This is a genomic window from Streptomyces sp. NPDC045899 (assembly GCF_056431485.1).
On record NZ_JBWKKP010000008.1, the window covers coordinates 258,402 to 274,154 of the forward strand.

Annotated in this window: 10 protein-coding genes and 5 tRNA genes; 7 read left to right on the forward strand and 8 right to left on the reverse strand. The window is 71.0% G+C overall.

Features of this window, described 5'->3' with window-relative positions; all coding sequences use genetic code 11:
• Positions 1–43: 43 nt before the first annotated feature.
• Positions 44–880: a DUF8083 family protein gene (locus AC07FT_RS15050; protein ID WP_471192531.1), complete on the forward strand. Its 837-nt coding sequence runs from the start codon at positions 44–46 to the stop codon at positions 878–880.
• 471 nt (positions 881–1,351) lie between these two features.
• On the forward strand, positions 1,352–1,558 hold the full coding sequence (bldC, locus tag AC07FT_RS15055; RefSeq protein WP_003949541.1) for a developmental transcriptional regulator BldC: 207 nt from the start codon (positions 1,352–1,354) through the stop codon (positions 1,556–1,558).
• Positions 1,559–2,022: 464 nt separating this feature from the next.
• Here the strand turns inward: bldC and AC07FT_RS15060 are convergent, their stop codons facing one another.
• From AC07FT_RS15060 to hrpA, 3 genes are all read right to left on the reverse strand, one after another.
• Complete coding sequence (locus AC07FT_RS15060) at positions 2,023–2,268, reverse strand: DUF6274 family protein (RefSeq protein WP_479176584.1); 246 nt, start codon at positions 2,266–2,268, stop codon at positions 2,023–2,025.
• 117 nt (positions 2,269–2,385) lie between these two features.
• Positions 2,386–2,460 (reverse strand) — tRNA-Asp (locus tag AC07FT_RS15065).
• A gap of 240 nt (positions 2,461–2,700) precedes the next feature.
• Positions 2,701–6,627, reverse strand: a complete 3,927-nt coding sequence (gene hrpA / locus AC07FT_RS15070; protein ID WP_479176585.1) for an ATP-dependent RNA helicase HrpA — start codon at positions 6,625–6,627, stop codon at positions 2,701–2,703.
• A 99-nt stretch (positions 6,628–6,726) separates the two neighbouring features.
• On the opposite strand from hrpA, the gene AC07FT_RS15075 reads away from it, so the two are divergent.
• Entirely contained in the window at positions 6,727–7,833 is a 1,107-nt protein-coding gene (locus AC07FT_RS15075) for an ABC-2 transporter permease (RefSeq protein WP_479176586.1), read from the forward strand.
• 217 nt (positions 7,834–8,050) lie between these two features.
• Here AC07FT_RS15075 and AC07FT_RS15080 read toward each other — a convergent pair whose 3' ends face one another.
• The 5 genes from AC07FT_RS15080 to AC07FT_RS15100 form a co-directional block, all read right to left on the reverse strand.
• The gene (locus tag AC07FT_RS15080; protein ID WP_479176587.1) at positions 8,051–9,148 is read right to left on the reverse strand and encodes a DUF1152 domain-containing protein; all 1,098 of its coding nucleotides are present in this window, start codon (positions 9,146–9,148) and stop codon (positions 8,051–8,053) included.
• Positions 9,149–9,279: 131 nt separating this feature from the next.
• A tRNA-Phe gene (locus AC07FT_RS15085) sits at positions 9,280–9,353 on the reverse strand.
• Positions 9,354–9,357: 4 nt separating this feature from the next.
• Positions 9,358–9,432: transfer RNA gene (locus tag AC07FT_RS15090), tRNA-Asp, on the reverse strand.
• Between the two features lie 296 nt (positions 9,433–9,728).
• Positions 9,729–9,801, reverse strand: a tRNA-Glu gene (locus AC07FT_RS15095).
• Positions 9,802–9,882: 81 nt separating this feature from the next.
• Positions 9,883–11,517: a metallophosphoesterase family protein gene (locus AC07FT_RS15100; protein WP_479176588.1), complete on the reverse strand. Its 1,635-nt coding sequence runs from the start codon at positions 11,515–11,517 to the stop codon at positions 9,883–9,885.
• 172 nt (positions 11,518–11,689) lie between these two features.
• On the opposite strand from AC07FT_RS15100, the gene AC07FT_RS15105 reads away from it, so the two are divergent.
• From AC07FT_RS15105 to AC07FT_RS15120, 4 genes are all read left to right on the forward strand, one after another.
• On the forward strand, positions 11,690–12,040 hold the full coding sequence (locus AC07FT_RS15105) for a metallopeptidase family protein (RefSeq protein WP_254744832.1): 351 nt from the start codon (positions 11,690–11,692) through the stop codon (positions 12,038–12,040).
• Between the two features lie 281 nt (positions 12,041–12,321).
• Positions 12,322–12,933 (forward strand): hypothetical protein, encoded by a 612-nt coding sequence (locus AC07FT_RS15110; RefSeq protein ID WP_479176589.1) that lies wholly within the window; start codon positions 12,322–12,324, stop codon positions 12,931–12,933.
• Between the two features lie 315 nt (positions 12,934–13,248).
• Positions 13,249–15,474, forward strand: a complete 2,226-nt coding sequence (locus tag AC07FT_RS15115) for a DEAD/DEAH box helicase (RefSeq protein WP_479176590.1) — start codon at positions 13,249–13,251, stop codon at positions 15,472–15,474.
• Positions 15,475–15,607: 133 nt separating this feature from the next.
• Positions 15,608–15,680 (forward strand) — tRNA-Lys (locus tag AC07FT_RS15120).
• Positions 15,681–15,753: the final 73 nt, after the last annotated feature.

Genomic DNA, 15,753 nt, shown 5'->3' on the forward strand with positions numbered 1-15,753 from the left:
GCAGACAACTCCTGGCGGTGGTCTCAGCCTTGAGGGAGCGCGAGTGACCTTGGCGTCTTCGGTGATTGTCCCGTACGCGGCGTATCTCCGGGTCTATGAACCACTGGCCGCTTTTCCCGAGCCGGAGCGGTCGCACTGGGCGCGCTATGCCAAACGGGACGACATCCCGGGCGCGCAGGACGAGCTGCGTCGCTCACTGGCCGATCTGCTGCCGGTGCCCCCGGTCGCGGTGCCCGTGCACGAGAGCGCGGACGCCTTCGTGGCGGTCGTGGACGGCGTCACCTGTGTCTGCCCCTGGCGGACGCGGCTGCGCGGCTGGCTGGCCCTGGAGGAGCTGTCCGAGCGGCTTCCCGGTCCGCTGCTGGACGCGGTGCTGCCCCCGGTGGTGCGGCGCCAGGCGGCCTCCGACTACGAGCAGTGGCTGGAGCGCAACCCGGACGCCCGGCCCTGGATCCGCACCGCGACCTGGCACGTCCCGGTGCGCTGGTTCGTACTCTTCGCGGACGGTGAGCGTGAGTACACCAAAGGTGACGACGGTCCGCTGATGCGCTACCGGACCCCAATGGTCCAGGCCAGGAGGCGGGTCGCGCGTGGCCTTAAAGTACTGAAGGAATCCCTCGGTGAGGGACCGCTGATCGACGGCCTGATGGATGTCGGCCGGTGGCTCGAGGAATTCCACCCCCGGTCCCTGGTCGAGCTGGACTACGGCGGTCTGGTGCACGCGCTGCCCGCCGGACATCTGGAGGACGACCGCTCGGCCGCGGACGTGGCCGAAGGGCTCGCGGCGCTGCGCGACGGCGACGGGGAGCGGGCGGGAAGCGTCTATGAGCGGCTGACCGACCGGTGGACCGATGTACGCGGACGGCAGCACGCGAGTTGAACGCGGGCCGGGCCGGGGCGTACATGGGGACGATGGTCCCGATCCGGGCCATTGCCTCAATCGTGACCTAAAGCACTGACTTCGGGCCTTGCGGCAATCCCCCACCCTCGTGTCAAAATAGGACAAGGAGTCCGGGAAGGGCTCCTTCCGCCTAAGTATGGGCGGATTCTTCGGTATTGCACTCCTTGATGGATCTGGTGCCCCCTGATCCTGTTGTGACTGATCGTCACGGACGCGTGACTGTCCGTTATGGCATGGTCCATCGGCTTCCGTCGAGGTTGAACACCTGAGAGGGCAATTCCATCGGTTTGGCCGACGGGGCTGGACAGATGGTGTAGTTGTAGTGCCGAGGACAAGCCGTTCGTCCTATAACCGACTCGGCCCGCGTCTGCCATTTCGGGCAACGTGGGTCAAGGTGCAGAATTTAGAGGAAAGAACCGTGATGGTTCGGTTCTCCCGAGGAGGCCGCTCATGACCGCTCGCACCCCTGATGCCGAGCCGCTGCTGACCCCGGCTGAGGTTGCCACGATGTTCCGCGTGGACCCGAAGACGGTCACGCGCTGGGCGAAGGCAGGCAAGCTCACGTCCATCCGCACGCTCGGAGGTCATCGGCGCTACCGCGAAGCGGAGGTCCGTGCACTTCTGGCGGGCATCCCGCAGCAGCGCAGCGAGGCCTGAACAACCGCATAACCGGGCATTTCCGGGCCCCCCAGCCCGGCTTTCGCCTGTAATGGCTCCACACGACGGGCGCCTGCCCCAACAGGCCAATCACCGCTCGACATGGGTGCGTCGTCGATCGCGCTGGACTCCGCCGGGTCCAGCGCGATCTTTTTTGTGTCCACTTCCCAGCGCCTCGGAGCCCCCGAGGCGGGGTTGCGGACCGGGGGATGATGGGTCTCCCGGAGGTGTCGCCGAGCGTCGTCGCACCCTCCCGGGGGGTGTCGGTCCAGGCCGGTCGGGCGGTCCCGGAGGGGCTCCGGCGGCGCCTCGGACAGAGGGTGCAATTGCACATATTAAATTGACCCGTTGTGAGCGGGGCATAAGTTCCGCCCCAACGGAAACCCATGCGGTGACTCCCGTCACACTATTGGGTACTTGTTTCTGTCCTTACCGCTGCGGTAATGGGCAACTGCGGTAAGGGCTTACCGAGTTGACGGCGGAGCTGAAGACTCCGTTTCTCGGCCGGACTCCCGCGCCGTCGGGTCCGCCGGAGCCGGCGGCTCCTCCCGGACCGCATCCCGTCCCTCACCGGCCGCCGTCGGCTCCATCGCCAGCCGCAGCAGCCGATGGCAGATCGGACAGTGCCGGGTCAGATGGCGGTAGCCCGTCGAGGCCGCCAGATGGGCGCGCAGCAGCGCCCTCGTCTCATGTTTTGCGGACGCCGTCATACGCCGCACCTCCCGCGCGCCCCCACACACCTTCCTGACCTGGGTACCTCCGGCCGCGGGGGGCAGTCAAGATGCCAAAAGGCCCGGATCCACTGGGGATCCGGGCCTTCTGCGATGCGGTCCTGACGGGATTTGAACCCGCGGCCTCCACCTTGACAGGGTGGCGAGCACTCCAAACTGCTCCACAGGACCAACAGTGACGCCTACGGACTGGCCGTGTGCGCCGCGCTGGTGTGCGCTTGCGTCCCAGACTCTACAGCAGGTCAGGGGGTGCGGTCGAACTCGTTCCCGGCGGGGGGCCGACGGGCCCTCGCCGCCCCGGGAAGCCGCCGCGGAAAGCCCGTCCCGCGGCCACCCGGGCGGCCGCTCCGGCGGCCCCTGAAGGGCCCTGGGAGCCCCGTGGCGGGCCCGCGCCGCCGGTGCCGGCCGGCTCTACGGGGCCGCCGCGTCGACCGCCTTCACGATGCGCTTGTCGGAGACCGGATAGGCGGTGCCCAGGGCGTGGGCGAAGTAGCTCACCCGCAGCTCCTCGATCATCCAGCGGATCTCCAGCGCCTCCTGGGGCACCGGACGCCCCGCCGGGAACTGCTCCAGCAGCCAGGCGTACTCGTCCTGCATCTCGTGCACCTTGGCCATCCGGGTGCGGTCCCGCTCGGCGTTGCCCGGGAGCTGCTGGAGCCGCCGGTCCACGGCCACCAGGTAGCGCATCAGGTCCGGGAGGCGGCGCACCCCGTGGGCGGTCACGAAACCCGGTGAGACCAGCCGTGAGAGCTGCTCGCGGATGTCCTGGACGGACGACAGAAGCACCGGGCTCGTGGTGGCCTTCAGCCGCCGCTCGCACGACTGCCAGGCCGCCAGCACCTCCTGCACCTTCCGGACGGTGTCCAGCGTGGCGTCCGCGATGTCGGCCCGGACCGCGTCGAAGAGTTTGCGGAACGACTCCTCGTCCCATGCCGGCCCGCCGCGCGCCGCGATGAGCCGGTCGGCGGCCGCGGAGACGCAGTCCTCGAAGAGCGCCGCGATGCTGCCGTGCGGGCTGCTGGAGAGTGCCAGCTTGGCCTGGTTGGTCAGCTTCCCCTGGACGAACTTGGCCGGGCTGGACGGCAGCTGGAGCAGGATCAGCCGGCGGGTGCCCCGCCACATCGCCTGCCGCTGCTCGGGCTCGGTGTCGAAGAGCCGCAGCGCCACCGACGCGCCCTCGTCCACCAGCGCCGGATACGCCTTGACCGGCTGGCCCCCGCGGCGGGTCTCGAAGGTGCGCGGCAGGGAGCCGACCGTCCATGAGGTCAGCCCGCCGCGCTGCTCGATGCCGACGGCCTCCTTCGAGGACTCGAACGCCTTGGAGATCGCGGCCCGGGTCTTCGGCTTCAGCCGCTGCTTGAGCGCCTCCAGGTCCTTGTCCTCGGCCAGCTTGCGGCGCCGCTCGTCGATCACCCGGAAGGTGATCTTCAGATGGTCCGGGACCTTCGACCGGTCCCAGTCCTCCGGCTCGATCCGTACCCCCACCATCCGCTGGAGCTCCCGCCCGAGGGCGGTGGTCAGCGGCTCCTGGAGGGGGACAGCGCTTTCCAGGAAGCGCTGGGCGTAGTTGGGCGCCGGGACGTAGTTGCGCCGCACCGGCTTGGGCAGCGACCGGATCAGCTCGGTCGCCAGGTCCTCGCGCAGCCCCGGGATCTGCCAGTCGAACCCGTCCGCGGTGACCTGGTTGAGTACCTGGAGCGGGATGTGGACGGTCACCCCGTCCGCGTCCGCGCCCGGCTCGAACTGGTACGTCACCCGGAACTTGAGGTTTCCCTGCCGCCAGGAGTCCGGATAGGCGTCCTTGGTGACGTCCTGTGCCCGCTCGTTGATGAGCATCGACTTCTCGAAGTTGAGAAGCTCCGGCTCCTCGCGCCGCTTGTGCTTCCACCAGGAGTCGAAGTGCGCACCGGACACCACATGTTCGGGGATGCGCTGCTCGTAGAAGTCGAAGAGGGTCTCGTCGTCCACCAGGATGTCGCGGCGGCGGGCCCGGTGCTCCAGCTCCTCCACCTCGCCCAGCAGCTTCCGGTTGTCGTGGAAGAACTGGTGGTGGGTGCGCCAGTCGCCCTCGACCAGGGCATTGCGGATGAACAGGTCACGGCAGGTCTCCGGGTCGATCCGGCCGTAGTTGACCTTCCGCTGGGCCACGATCGGCACGCCGTAGAGCGTGACCCGCTCGTACGCCATCACCGCGGCCTGCTTCTGCTCCCAGTGCGGTTCGCTGTACGTGCGCTTGATCAGGTGCTCGGCGAGCGGTTCGATCCACTCGGGCTCGACCTTCGCGTTGACCCGCGCCCAGAGCCGGGAGGTCTCCACCAGCTCGGCCGACATCACCCAGCGCGGCGGCTTCTTGAACAGCGCCGATCCGGGGAAGACCGCGAACCTGGCGCTGCGCGCGCCCACGTACTCGTTCTTCTCGGCGTCCTTGAGCCCGATGTGCGACAGCAGCCCGGACAGCAGCGAGATGTGCACCCGGTCCGGCGCCGCGTCCTGCTCGGACAGCTGGATGTCCATGGTCTTCGCGACCGTGCGCAGCTGGCTGTAGATGTCCTGCCATTCGCGTATCCGCAGGTAGTTGAGGAACTCCTGACGGCACATCCGGCGGAACGCGGACGAGGACAGCTCCCGCTGCCGCTCCCGGATGTACTTCCACAGGTTGAGGAAGGCCAGGAAGTCGCTCGACTCGTCCTTGAAGCGGGCGTGCTGCTGGTCGGCCTGCTGCTGTTTGTCGGAGGGGCGTTCGCGCGGGTCCTGGATCGACAGCGCCGCCGCGATCACCATGACCTCGCGCACACAGCCGTTGCGGTCCGCCTCCAGCACCATCCGGGCCAGCCGCGGGTCCACCGGCAGCTGGGCCAGCTTGCGGCCGACCGTGGTCAGCCGCTTCCGCGGATCCTTCTGCGCGCCGTCCAGCGCGTGCAGCTCCTCCAGGAGCTGGACGCCGTCCTTGATGTTGCGCCGGTCCGGCGGATCGATGAACGGGAACTTCTCGATGTCGCCCAGTCCGGCGGCGGTCATCTGGAGGATCACGGAGGCGAGGTTGGTCCGCAGGATCTCGGCGTCGGTGAACTCCGGGCGGGTGAGGAAGTCGTCCTCGGAGTACAGCCGGACGCAGATGCCGTCGCTGGTACGGCCGCAACGTCCCTTGCGCTGGTTGGCGCTGGCCTGCGAGACCGGTTCGATCGGCAGCCGCTGGACCTTGGTGCGGTGGCTGTAGCGGGAGATCCGGGCGGTGCCCGGGTCGATCACATAGCGGATGCCGGGGACGGTCAGCGAGGTCTCCGCCACGTTGGTGGCCAGCACGATCCGTCTGCCGGTGTGCCGCTGGAAGACCCGGTGCTGCTCGGCGTGGGACAGCCGCGCGTACAGCGGCAGTACCTCGGTGGACCGCAGCTGCTTCTTGTTCAGCGCGTCGGCGGTGTCCCTGATCTCCCGCTCACCGGAGAGGAAGACCAGGATGTCGCCCGGGCCCTCGGCCTGGAGCTCGTCGACCGCGTCGCAGATCGCGGTGATCTGGTCGCGGTCGCTGTCCTCGCCGCCCTCCTCCAGCAGCGGCCGGTAGCGCACCTCGACCGGATACGTACGCCCGCTGACCTCGACGATCGGCGCGTCGCCGAAGTGGCGGGAGAAGCGCTCGGGGTCGATGGTCGCGGAGGTGATCACGACCTTGAGGTCGGGGCGGCGGGGGAGCAGCTGGGCGAGGTAGCCGAGCAGGAAGTCGATGTTGAGGCTGCGCTCATGCGCCTCGTCGATGATGATCGTGTCGTACTGGCGCAGCTCGCGGTCGGTCTGGATCTCCGCGAGCAGGATGCCGTCGGTCATCAGCTTGATGTGGGTGTCCTGGCTCACCTGGTCGGTGAAGCGGACCTTCCAGCCGACCGATTCGCCCAGTGGCGTCCCGATCTCCTCGGCGATGCGCTCGGCCACCGTACGGGCGGCGATACGCCGGGGCTGGGTGTGGCCGATGAGCCCCTTCACCCCGCGTCCCAGCTCCAGACAGATCTTGGGGATCTGGGTGGTCTTGCCGGAGCCGGTCTCACCCGCGACGATCACCACCTGGTGATCGCGCACGGCGGCCAGGATGTCGTCCTTCTTCTGGCTGACCGGCAGCTCTTCCGGATAGGTGACGTCCGGTACGGCCGCCCGGCGGTCCGCGACCCGCAGCTCGGCGCGCTCGACCTCCTGGGCGATCTCGCCGAGGACGGCCGTACGGGCCTCGGTCTTGCGGATCCGGCGCGCGCCGTCGAGCCGGCGACCCAGCCGCTGCTGGTCACGCAGCATGAGCTCGGGGAGCCGCTCCAGCAGGGCGGGCAGGGCGGGGGCAGGCGTGGTGGACATACAGACCCCAGGATCTCACCTCCGGAAATCGGCTGGCGAACCATTTCTCTTCAGGCCGTGTTGCGAGCTATGCCCGGGATGCCGCTCTAGCGTGAGCGCATGGCGGATGACACAGCGGACAGGCCGGGAGGTCGGGACCCCGGGCGGCGGCCGGGCTCCGGGGCCGGGACGGGGGCCGCGCCATCGGTCTGGGAGCGCTTCAAGCATTCGGCGTACCTCCCGGCCGCCGTCATCGTGCTGATCATCTCGGCGGGCGCGGGTCTCTTCGCGGGCTCGTACACCTACGCGTTCGCCAACCCCACCCCGCGCCAGATCCCCACCGCGGTGATCCCCAGCGACCGGGGCGACGTCTCGCGGATGGAGTTCATCGGCGGGATGGAGCGGGCGCTCAACGCCTCGCTCCGGCTGCATGAGTACCCCTCGTTCGGCGCGGCCCGCTGGGCCGTCGAGGAACAGAAGGTCTTCGCCGTGCTGCGGGTGCACGACCACGTCGTCGAGCTGGACGTCTCCGCCGCGGCGGGCGCCTCCGTCGCCGAGGTGCTCACCTCGGCCGCGGACGGGGTGGGCCGGGCGGTGGACGTACCGGTCCGGGTCAGGGACCTCAAACCGCTCCAGGAGGGCGATCCGCGCGGCCTCGCGATCTTCTACGTCACGCTCGCCGCAGTGATCATCGGCTTCCTGGGCGCGATCCAGCTGAGCGTGAACGCCGCCGGGCTCGGACCGGCCGAACGCGTCGGCTTCATGATCGCGTACGCGCTGCTCGGCGGCTTCGCCATCGCGGCGGTCGTGGACTGGGGGCTGGGCACGCTGGACCTCCCGTTCCTGGAGTCCTGGTCGATCCTGGCCCTGACGATGTTCACGTCGGGGCTGGTCTTCTCGATGTTCAACGTGCTCTTCGGACGCTGGGCGCTGATCCCGACCTGGGGGCTGATGGTGCTGCTGGGCAACCCCTCCTCGGGCGGCGCGGTCTCCTGGCCCCTGCTGCCGTCCCTCCTGGGCCGGATCGGCCGCTGGCTGCCGCCGGGCGCCTCGGTGAACGCCCAGCACACCGCGGTCTACTTCGGCGAGCACCAGCACGCGTTCCCCTTCCTGGTGCTCGCCGGCTGGTGCGTGCTCTCGGCGGCGGTCTTCTGGGGCTGGCGCCACCGGCACCCGGGCGGACGGCCGCCGAGGGCGACCCCGGAGCATCCGTCGCACACGGGGTGACGGCGCCGCGGAGGCGGTGCCGGGAAACAGAAGATCCCCCTCTGCTGTCAGAGGGGGATCTTCACTGGAGCGCCGAGCAGGCCTTGCACCTACATCTCTCGTTTGGAGACGAGCATCTTTCCTTAGACGACCGACGCATCAAACCCCGCCCGCTGGGGCGGCGTTGCGAGATCAACTGTACCCCACTCCGATCATCGGAAGAAAACCGTGCGGGTGCTCAGAGCCGCCACAGGGGTGCGGCGTACCGCTCGGGGTGCGCGGCGATCAACAGGGAGCGCAGGGCGGTGCGGTGCTCGCCGGGCACCCCGAGGGCCTCGGTGAGACGGCGGAAGGTGGTGTGGGTGATCCCGCGGGCCCGGGCGTCGTCCTCGAACGCCGCCAGCCGCCGCAGCGCCTCGTCGGGGTCGGGCGGCGCGGTGCCGGGGCGATGCCCCAGCCGGGCGGCCTTCTCCCGTTCGCCGTCGATCTCGGAGTGTCCGAAGAGCTCCCGGCTGTACCGCTCGGCCTCGTCCAGACCGGTGGTCGTGACGATGGCCCGGGCGAGCAGATTGCGTGCGAAGGCGGCGTCGAGGTCGGCCTCGTGGACGGCCGGGGAGCCATCGGTGAGCGGCACCGCCAGCCCGGCGTCCCGGATCTCGCACAGCCCCCGTTCGCCCCGCGCGGCGGCCATGAGCATGGCGGTGGCCTCCGACGGGTGCCACTCCATGACGCCGTCGACGGGGGCGACCTCCGCCGCCCGCAGGGTGTGGACCACCGGTCCGAGACGCTCCCGCAGCATCTCCGGCGGAAGCTCCCCGTCGAGCCCGGGCCCGGCGACCAGCAGCCGGATCTCCGCGGTGGCCTGGGCGCAGGCGGCGAGCGACAGCGCGTCGCCGAGCGGACTCAGCAGCGTCGGCTCATCGCCCCGCGCCAGGATGTCGCCGCCCACGTCCAGCAGGTCGACGGAGTCCGGGGCCAGCCGCTCCACCAGCTCCTCGAGCTGCCGGATCATGCCCTCGACCCCGTGGTGCGGATCGATCAGCGCGAAGGAGTGCGGAAGCTCCCGGGCGAGCCGGGGCAGTGTGGCCCCGCCCGGCGGTACGGGCACCGCGTCGGCGGGCACGGCGTACACATGGGGCGTCAGCCGTCGCAGCCCGGTGAAGCCGGCGGCGCCGCGCGGTCCGGGGAAGGGATCGACGATCAGCCGGTCCCAGGAGTAGGTGAGGATCACGGCCGGTTCGCCTCCGGGGCCGTCCACCCCGTACAGCACGCTGTCGAGTACGGCAGCGGCGACCGCGTCCCCGCCACCTCCGCCCGCCACGATCAGCCGCGTCACGCCGCCAGCGTACGGCGCGGCCCCGGTACCGGCGCGGCGGCGCACGGTCCGCCGGCAACTCCGGTCACGGACAACGAAGAAGCCCCCTCCGGGAGAACCCGGAGGGGGCTTTGCCCTCATGAGGGCTGCGGTGGCTGGGGCCGGGGTCGAACCGGCGACCTTCCGCTTTTCAGGCGGACGCTCGTACCAACTGAGCTACCCAGCCGCAGCGGTCCTGACGGGATTTGAACCCGCGGCCTCCACCTTGACAGGGTGGCGAGCACTCCAAACTGCTCCACAGGACCTTGCGTGTACGAGCACGAGTCTCGCACAGGGTGGCATACGTTCCCAACGGGATTTCTCTCGGTGGATTCGCATTCCCCGCGACCTTTGCGGGAGGGGCTCTTCCGGGCTCCGCCGCGTCGTTATCGCTGGATCAGCGTATCAGACCTCGGGGGGTGTTCTGACCGCTCACGGGGCCGGGCGGGGGAGGGGGCGGAAGGGCGCGGAGAACGGGCTCCGGGCAGTCGGGGCAGGGATGCAAAAAAAGCCGCAGGTCGCCCCGCTGTGGGGTCTGACCTGCGGCGATATAGAGAATCTGTGCCCCCAACGGGATTCGAACCCGTGCTACCGCCTTGAAAGGGCGGCGTCCTGGGCCACTAGACGATGAGGGCCGATGGCTCACCTGGGCGCCTGGTGGCGCTTTCGGGGACGCGAGAAGCATATGGGATGCCGGGGAAGTTCGCCAAAACGGTTTACCCGGTGGCGGGTGTCGACGTCGCCCCCGGTGCGTTCTCGGCCGGGAGATGACGGCTGACCTCGGCCTTCGACAGACCCAGCCCACCGAGGTCGATCTCGTCCCACGCCTGGAGCCGGTGGGTGTCCCGGTCCAGGTAGAGGACCGACGCCTGGACCTTGTCGGGGTCGCCGTCGTCCACCGCACGCAGTCCGCTGCCGCCCGTGGAGCCCTCCGTCATCAGCCGGGTGCCGCCCGGCAGGACCTCCGTGCGCCGGTGGTGGACGTGGCCGGTGAGGGCGAGCGGAACGGTGCCGTCGGTCTCCCGGGCCGCGTCCGGGTTGTGGGCGAGGGCGAGGTCCACGGGCGGGTCGCCCGCCGCCTCGCGGGCCCGGATGGCGCGGGCCAGCCGCTCGCCCGCGCGGTGCTCGGCCCGCTCGCCGGAGGCGGCGACCGAGCGGTCGGGGGTGAACTGGGGGTCGCCGATGCCCGCGATCCGCAGTCCGCCGACGGTGACCACCCTGCCGTCGTCGACGACATGGACGTTCTTGCGCCGGGCGAGGTGGCGCTGGGTCGTCGCCGAGTCGTGGTTGCCCCGCACCCAGACGTACGGCGCGCCGAGCGTCGAGACCGGATCGAGGAAGCCGTTCTCGGCCGCGGTGCCGTGATCCATCGTGTCGCCGGTGTCCACGATCACGTTGATCTTGTACTGCCGGACCAGCGATTCGACGATGTGCCAGGCGGCCGGGTTCAGATGGACGTCCGAGATGTGCAGCACCCGCATGGTCGTCGGATCGGGCTGGTACGCGGGAAGCGTCGAGGTGACCTCGTACAGCTGCGTGACGTTGGTCACCAGCCTGGCCAACTCCCGCTGGTAGACATCGAATTCCGTGACGATGCTGCGCGCGTTGCCGACCACCGACGGTGCGCTGGAGAGCAGTCCGGAGTAGCGCGGCTCCAGCACCGATTTCGGGTTCCAGGTCGCGTACGCGGCGGCGCCGGACGCGGCGAGCAGTGAGAGCGCGAGGCCCCCGGCGGCCAGCGCCCGGCGCGGGCGCCGGTAGACCGCGAGGCCCAGCGCGGTGGCGCCGAAGACGACGGCGACGCAGGAGCGCACCGCGAGGTCCAGGGTGCCGTGGGCGACATCGCTCGCGACCTCCTCCTGGAGGCCGGAGAGCCGCTCGGGGTGATCGACGAGCGCCTCGGAGCGGACCGGGTCCAGCCGGTCCACATCGACGTCCAGCCGCAACGGCGCGTGATGGCTGTCGAGCTCCAGCGCACCCAGCGGGGACACATTGATCTTGGTTCCGCCCACGAAGGAGGGCCGCAGCGCCATCCGTGTGTCCATGGGGCCGATGGAGGTGTGGACACTGCCGACGACCAGCAGTCCCATCCATGCCCCGATGACGGTCACGACGGCCAGCCCGGTGGCCCGTACCAGCGGCCGGGGGCGGGCGGACGCCTCCAGGTCGAGGGGACGGCCGGGACGCCTGCGGCGAGTGAGGCGCGGAGAGGCGGACGAGGCGGCCGACGCGGAAGCGGGGGCGCAAGGGGAGGGGGACGGGTGGCTGCGGTGGCGGCGGAACGGGGAGGGAACCGCGGCCCGTGCGCGCTGAGCGGTGGCACGGAGCAGCCGGAGCGGATCGCGGGCCATGGGGCCCGTATGCCCAGCCGCCCGGACCGCATTCCCGGGCCGGTGCCCGGCACCGTGTTCGGACGGTGAGGCGGTCCCGGGCGCCGGACGGGATCTTCCGGGATCGTCCGCGGTACGAGGAAGTGGGCCGCGCACCGCGCCTTTCCGGGCCCCGCTGCCCGACAATGGCCACGTGTTGGAGATGACGCGCGAGGAGTTCGAGGAACTGGTCGCCGAGGCGCTGGACCGGATTCCGCCGGAGCTGACCCGGCTGATGGACAACGTCGCCGTGTTCGTGGAGGACGAGCCACCGGCCGACGACCCCGAGCTGCTCGGGTTGTACGAGGGGACGCCGCTCACGGACCGGGGCGAGTGGTACGCGGGCGTGCTGCCGGACCGGATCACCATCTACCGCGGGCCGACGCTGCGGATGAGCGAGACGCGGGAGGAGGTGGTCCAGGAGACGGAGGTGACCGTCGTCCACGAGATCGCCCATCACTTCGGGATCGACGACGAACGGCTGCACGCCCTCGGCTACGGGTGAGCGACGGCGCGGGCACGCGGCGCCCCCCGGTCCGGCCGTCGGGGCTGCCCCGGGGAAGGGCCGGGCCCGGCCCCGCGGCCGGGCTCCTGGGCGTCGTCCCGGCCCCGGTGCGCCGTGACTCCGCCCCGTAGGGCCCGGACTCCGCCGCACCGCGCACCGCCCGGTGGCCGCGGCGCGCTTGTATCACTCGCGTACCAGCCGTGCCGGGACGCGTGTCCTGGGCGGGGCGGGGCCAGTTGGGCAGTGCGTCACAGCCCTGCGGCCTGGAAGGTGTCCCGCGCATGCCCGGATCCCCCGCTCCCCACACCGACGATCCCTCGCACCGGTCCTCCCGGACCGGCCGTCCGGCGCCCGCCGGACGGGGCGCGTCCCACGCCGGGCGCACGCCGCGCATGACGGCGCGCGCCGCCGCGGTCGTGAGCCTCGCGGTGGCGGCGATGTCCCTGGGCGGCTGTATGAGCATCTCGGACGACCCCGAGCGGCCGGACAAGCACCGCAGCTCACAGCAGAAGGGCGGGACGGACGAGTCCGGCGGCTCGGTGGTGCGCTCGGGCGGCAAGGGCCATCCGTACCCCGATCACGAGCGGGACGGAAAGGGCGGGAAGGACGGGAAGAAGGGCGAGAAGCGGAAGAAGGGCGAGAAGCGCGGGAAGTCGTCGGCCGACGCGCCGGACCCGGAGGAGTCGTCCACGCCGTCGTCCGGGAAGAAGAAGCACGGCTCGCCCCAGGACCACCCCGAGCCGTCCCCGCCGCCGCAGCCGGGCGGTGACGCGCCCACCGACCCGGCCCCGGAGCCGCACCCCACCACCGCGCCGCCGACCGCCTCCGAGCCCAAGCCCACCCCGCCCGAGCCCACGTCCCCGCCGGCCTCCACCGACGCCCCCGCGGGCTGACGGAACCCTCCAGCGGCGCTGGAGCGGCGCCGGAGGCCCGCTGGAGCGCGTGGTGGGCGCGCGCGGAGCACGCGGCGCGGAGCACGCATCGGGCGAGGTGGCGGGCGAGTGGATCACAACTGGAGCGAATTTGCTCTTGAGGGGTGGGAGTGCGTATGGTGGTAGATCGTTTGATCCCATTTGCCCGGCGCCTCATTGAAGTGCGTCGCGAGGCGCGTTCCTTCCCATCCTGTGGCTGACCGCATTGAGGCGGTTGTTTGCGACTCACACGGAGTTTGGGCGCGTGCCGAGACTCCGGAAGGTTTCGCATTTCGCATGTCCGTTTCCACTGATCACGCCGTCATGCCCGCTCACGACGAGCAGCCCGTGCAGCCCGAGCAGCCCGAGCAGCCCGAGCAGCCTGTGCAGGCTCAGCCGGAGCAGCAGGACCAGCCGCAAGGCGAGAAGACCCCCGAGATCACCTTCGCGGACCTCGGGCTCTCCGAGCAGATCGTCCGCAAGCTGGCGCAGAACGGCGTGACCACGCCCTTCCCGATCCAGGCCGCTACCATCCCCGACGCCCTGTCCGGGAAGGACATCCTCGGCCGCGGCCGCACCGGCTCCGGCAAGACCCTCTCCTTCGGCCTCCCGCTGCTGACCACGCTGTCCGGCGGCCAGACCGAGAAGAAGCGCCCGCGCGGTCTGATCCTCACCCCGACGCGTGAGCTCGCGATGCAGGTGAGCGACGCGCTCCAGCCGTACGGCGACGTCCTGGGCCTCCGGCTCAAGGTCGTCTGCGGCGGCACCTCGATGGGCAATCAGATCAGCGCCCTGGAGCGGGGTGTCGACATCCTCGTCGCCACTCCGGGCCGGCTGCGCGACATCATCGACCGTGGCGCCGCCTCCCTGGACAAGGTCCAGATCGCGGTCCTCGACGAGGCCGACCAGATGGCCGACATGGGCTTCCTGCCCGAGGTCACCGAGATCCTCGACCTGGTGCCCCAGGGCGGCCAGCGGCTGCTGTTCTCCGCGACGCTGGAGAACGAGATCGACACGCTGGTCAAGCGCTACCTGGTGAACCCGGTCACTCATGAGGTCGACCCGTCCGCGGGCGCCGTCTCGACCATGACCCACCACGTGCTGGTGGTGAAGCCGAAGGACAAGGCCCCGGTCACCGCCGCCATCGCCGCCCGCAAGGGCCGCACCATCATCTTCGTCCGGACCCAGCTGGGCGCCGACCGCGTCGCCGAGCAGCTGTGCGACGCGGGCGTACGGGCCGACGCGCTGCACGGCGGTATGACCCAGGGCGCCCGCACCCGCACCCTGGCCGACTTCAAGGACGGGTACGTCAACGTGCTCGTCGCGACGGACGTCGCCGCGCGCGGCATCCACGTGGACGGCATCGACCTGGTGCTCAACGTGGACCCGGCCGGTGACCACAAGGACTACCTGCACCGCTCGGGCCGTACCGCCCGCGCGGGCCAGAGCGGCACCGTCGTCTCGCTCGCCCTGCCGCACCAGCGCCGCCAGATCTTCCGGCTGATGGAGGACGCGGGCGTGGACGCCTCCCGCCACATCGTGGGCGGGGCGGGCGCCTTCGACGAGGACGTGGCCCAGATCACCGGTGCCCGCTCGCTCACCGAGGTCCAGGCCGAGGCGGCCGCCAACTCCGCCAAGCAGGCCGAGCGTGAGGTCCAGGACCTCACCCGGCAGCTGGAGCGGGTCCAGCGGCGCGCCACCGAGCTGCGCGAGGAGGCCGACCGCCTGACGGCCCGCGTGGCGCGTGAGCGCGGCGAGACCGTACCCACCGCCGAGACGGCCGCGGCGGCCGACGCGGCGGGCACGGCCCAGGCGTCCGGAGAGGCGGCCGAGGCCGTCGCGACCGTTCCCGCGCAGCGCACGGACGAGCCCGTGGCGGCTCCCGCCGCCGAGTCGGCCGGTGCCGACGACGCGCCGCGCCGTCCGTCGTACGACCGCCGTGACGAGCGGGGCAACTTCGACCGCCGTGACCGCCGCGACGACCGTGGCTTCGGCCGCGACCGCCGTGACGACCGCGGTGACCGCGGTGACCGTGGCGGGTTCAACCGCCGCGACGACCGCGGTGGCTTCAACCGCCGCGACGACCGGGGCGAGCGCGGCGACCGCGGTTTCGGCCGGGACCGTCGTGACGACCGTGGCGGCCGTTCTTTCGAGCGTCGTGACGACCGTGGCGGCCGTTCTTTCGAGCGTCGTGACGACCGTGGCGGCCGTTCCTTCGAGCGTCGTGACGACCGTGGCGGCCGTTCCTTCGAGCGTCGTGACGACCGCGGTGGCCGTTCCTTCGAGCGCCGTGACGACCGTGGCGGCTTCAACCGCCGCGACGACCGTCGTGAGGACCGTCCGGGCCGTCCGTTCGAGCGCCGTGACCACGCCCACCGCGGCGGGGACCGTCCGTTCAACCGGGACCGCCGCGACGAGCGTCCGGCCCGCCGTGACGACCACCGTGGCGGCACCGGCGGCCGGTCCTTCGACCGCTCGCACGACCGCCGCACCGACAAGCCGCGCTGGAAGCGCAACGGCTGATCGGAACGGCTGACCCGGGCGTCCGCCCGGAGCGGCTCGGGGCCGTGCAACACCGCGCTGTTGCACGGCCTTTCGCTCCTGGAGGGTATTGGCTCGGGTCTTGGCCCCCGTCCGGGCTATGCTGCGGGGGTGCGGGTCATTAGCTCAATTGGCAGAGCAGTGGACTTTTAATCCATTGGTTCAGGGTTCGAGCCCCTGATGACCCACCGAAGAGGCCCGTGCCGGGATCACCCGGCACGGGCCTCGGACGTCACCGGAAGCGGGCGACAGCAGCGGACA

What these genes read in the sequence shown, in the direction of transcription:
- AC07FT_RS15100 (WP_479176588.1), bottom strand. Translation starts at nt 11,517, where the DNA reads ATGGCCCGCGATCCGCTCCGGCTGCTCCGTGCCACCGCTCAGCGCGCA.
- AC07FT_RS15075 (WP_479176586.1), top strand. Translation starts at nt 6,727, where the DNA reads ATGGCGGATGACACAGCGGACAGGCCGGGAGGTCGGGACCCCGGGCGG.
- hrpA (WP_479176585.1), bottom strand. Translation starts at nt 6,627, where the DNA reads ATGTCCACCACGCCTGCCCCCGCCCTGCCCGCCCTGCTGGAGCGGCTC.
- AC07FT_RS15110 (WP_479176589.1), top strand. Translation starts at nt 12,322, where the DNA reads ATGCCCGGATCCCCCGCTCCCCACACCGACGATCCCTCGCACCGGTCC.
- AC07FT_RS15115 (WP_479176590.1), top strand. Translation starts at nt 13,249, where the DNA reads ATGTCCGTTTCCACTGATCACGCCGTCATGCCCGCTCACGACGAGCAG.
- bldC (WP_003949541.1), top strand. Translation starts at nt 1,352, where the DNA reads ATGACCGCTCGCACCCCTGATGCCGAGCCGCTGCTGACCCCGGCTGAG.
- AC07FT_RS15060 (WP_479176584.1), bottom strand. Translation starts at nt 2,268, where the DNA reads ATGACGGCGTCCGCAAAACATGAGACGAGGGCGCTGCTGCGCGCCCAT.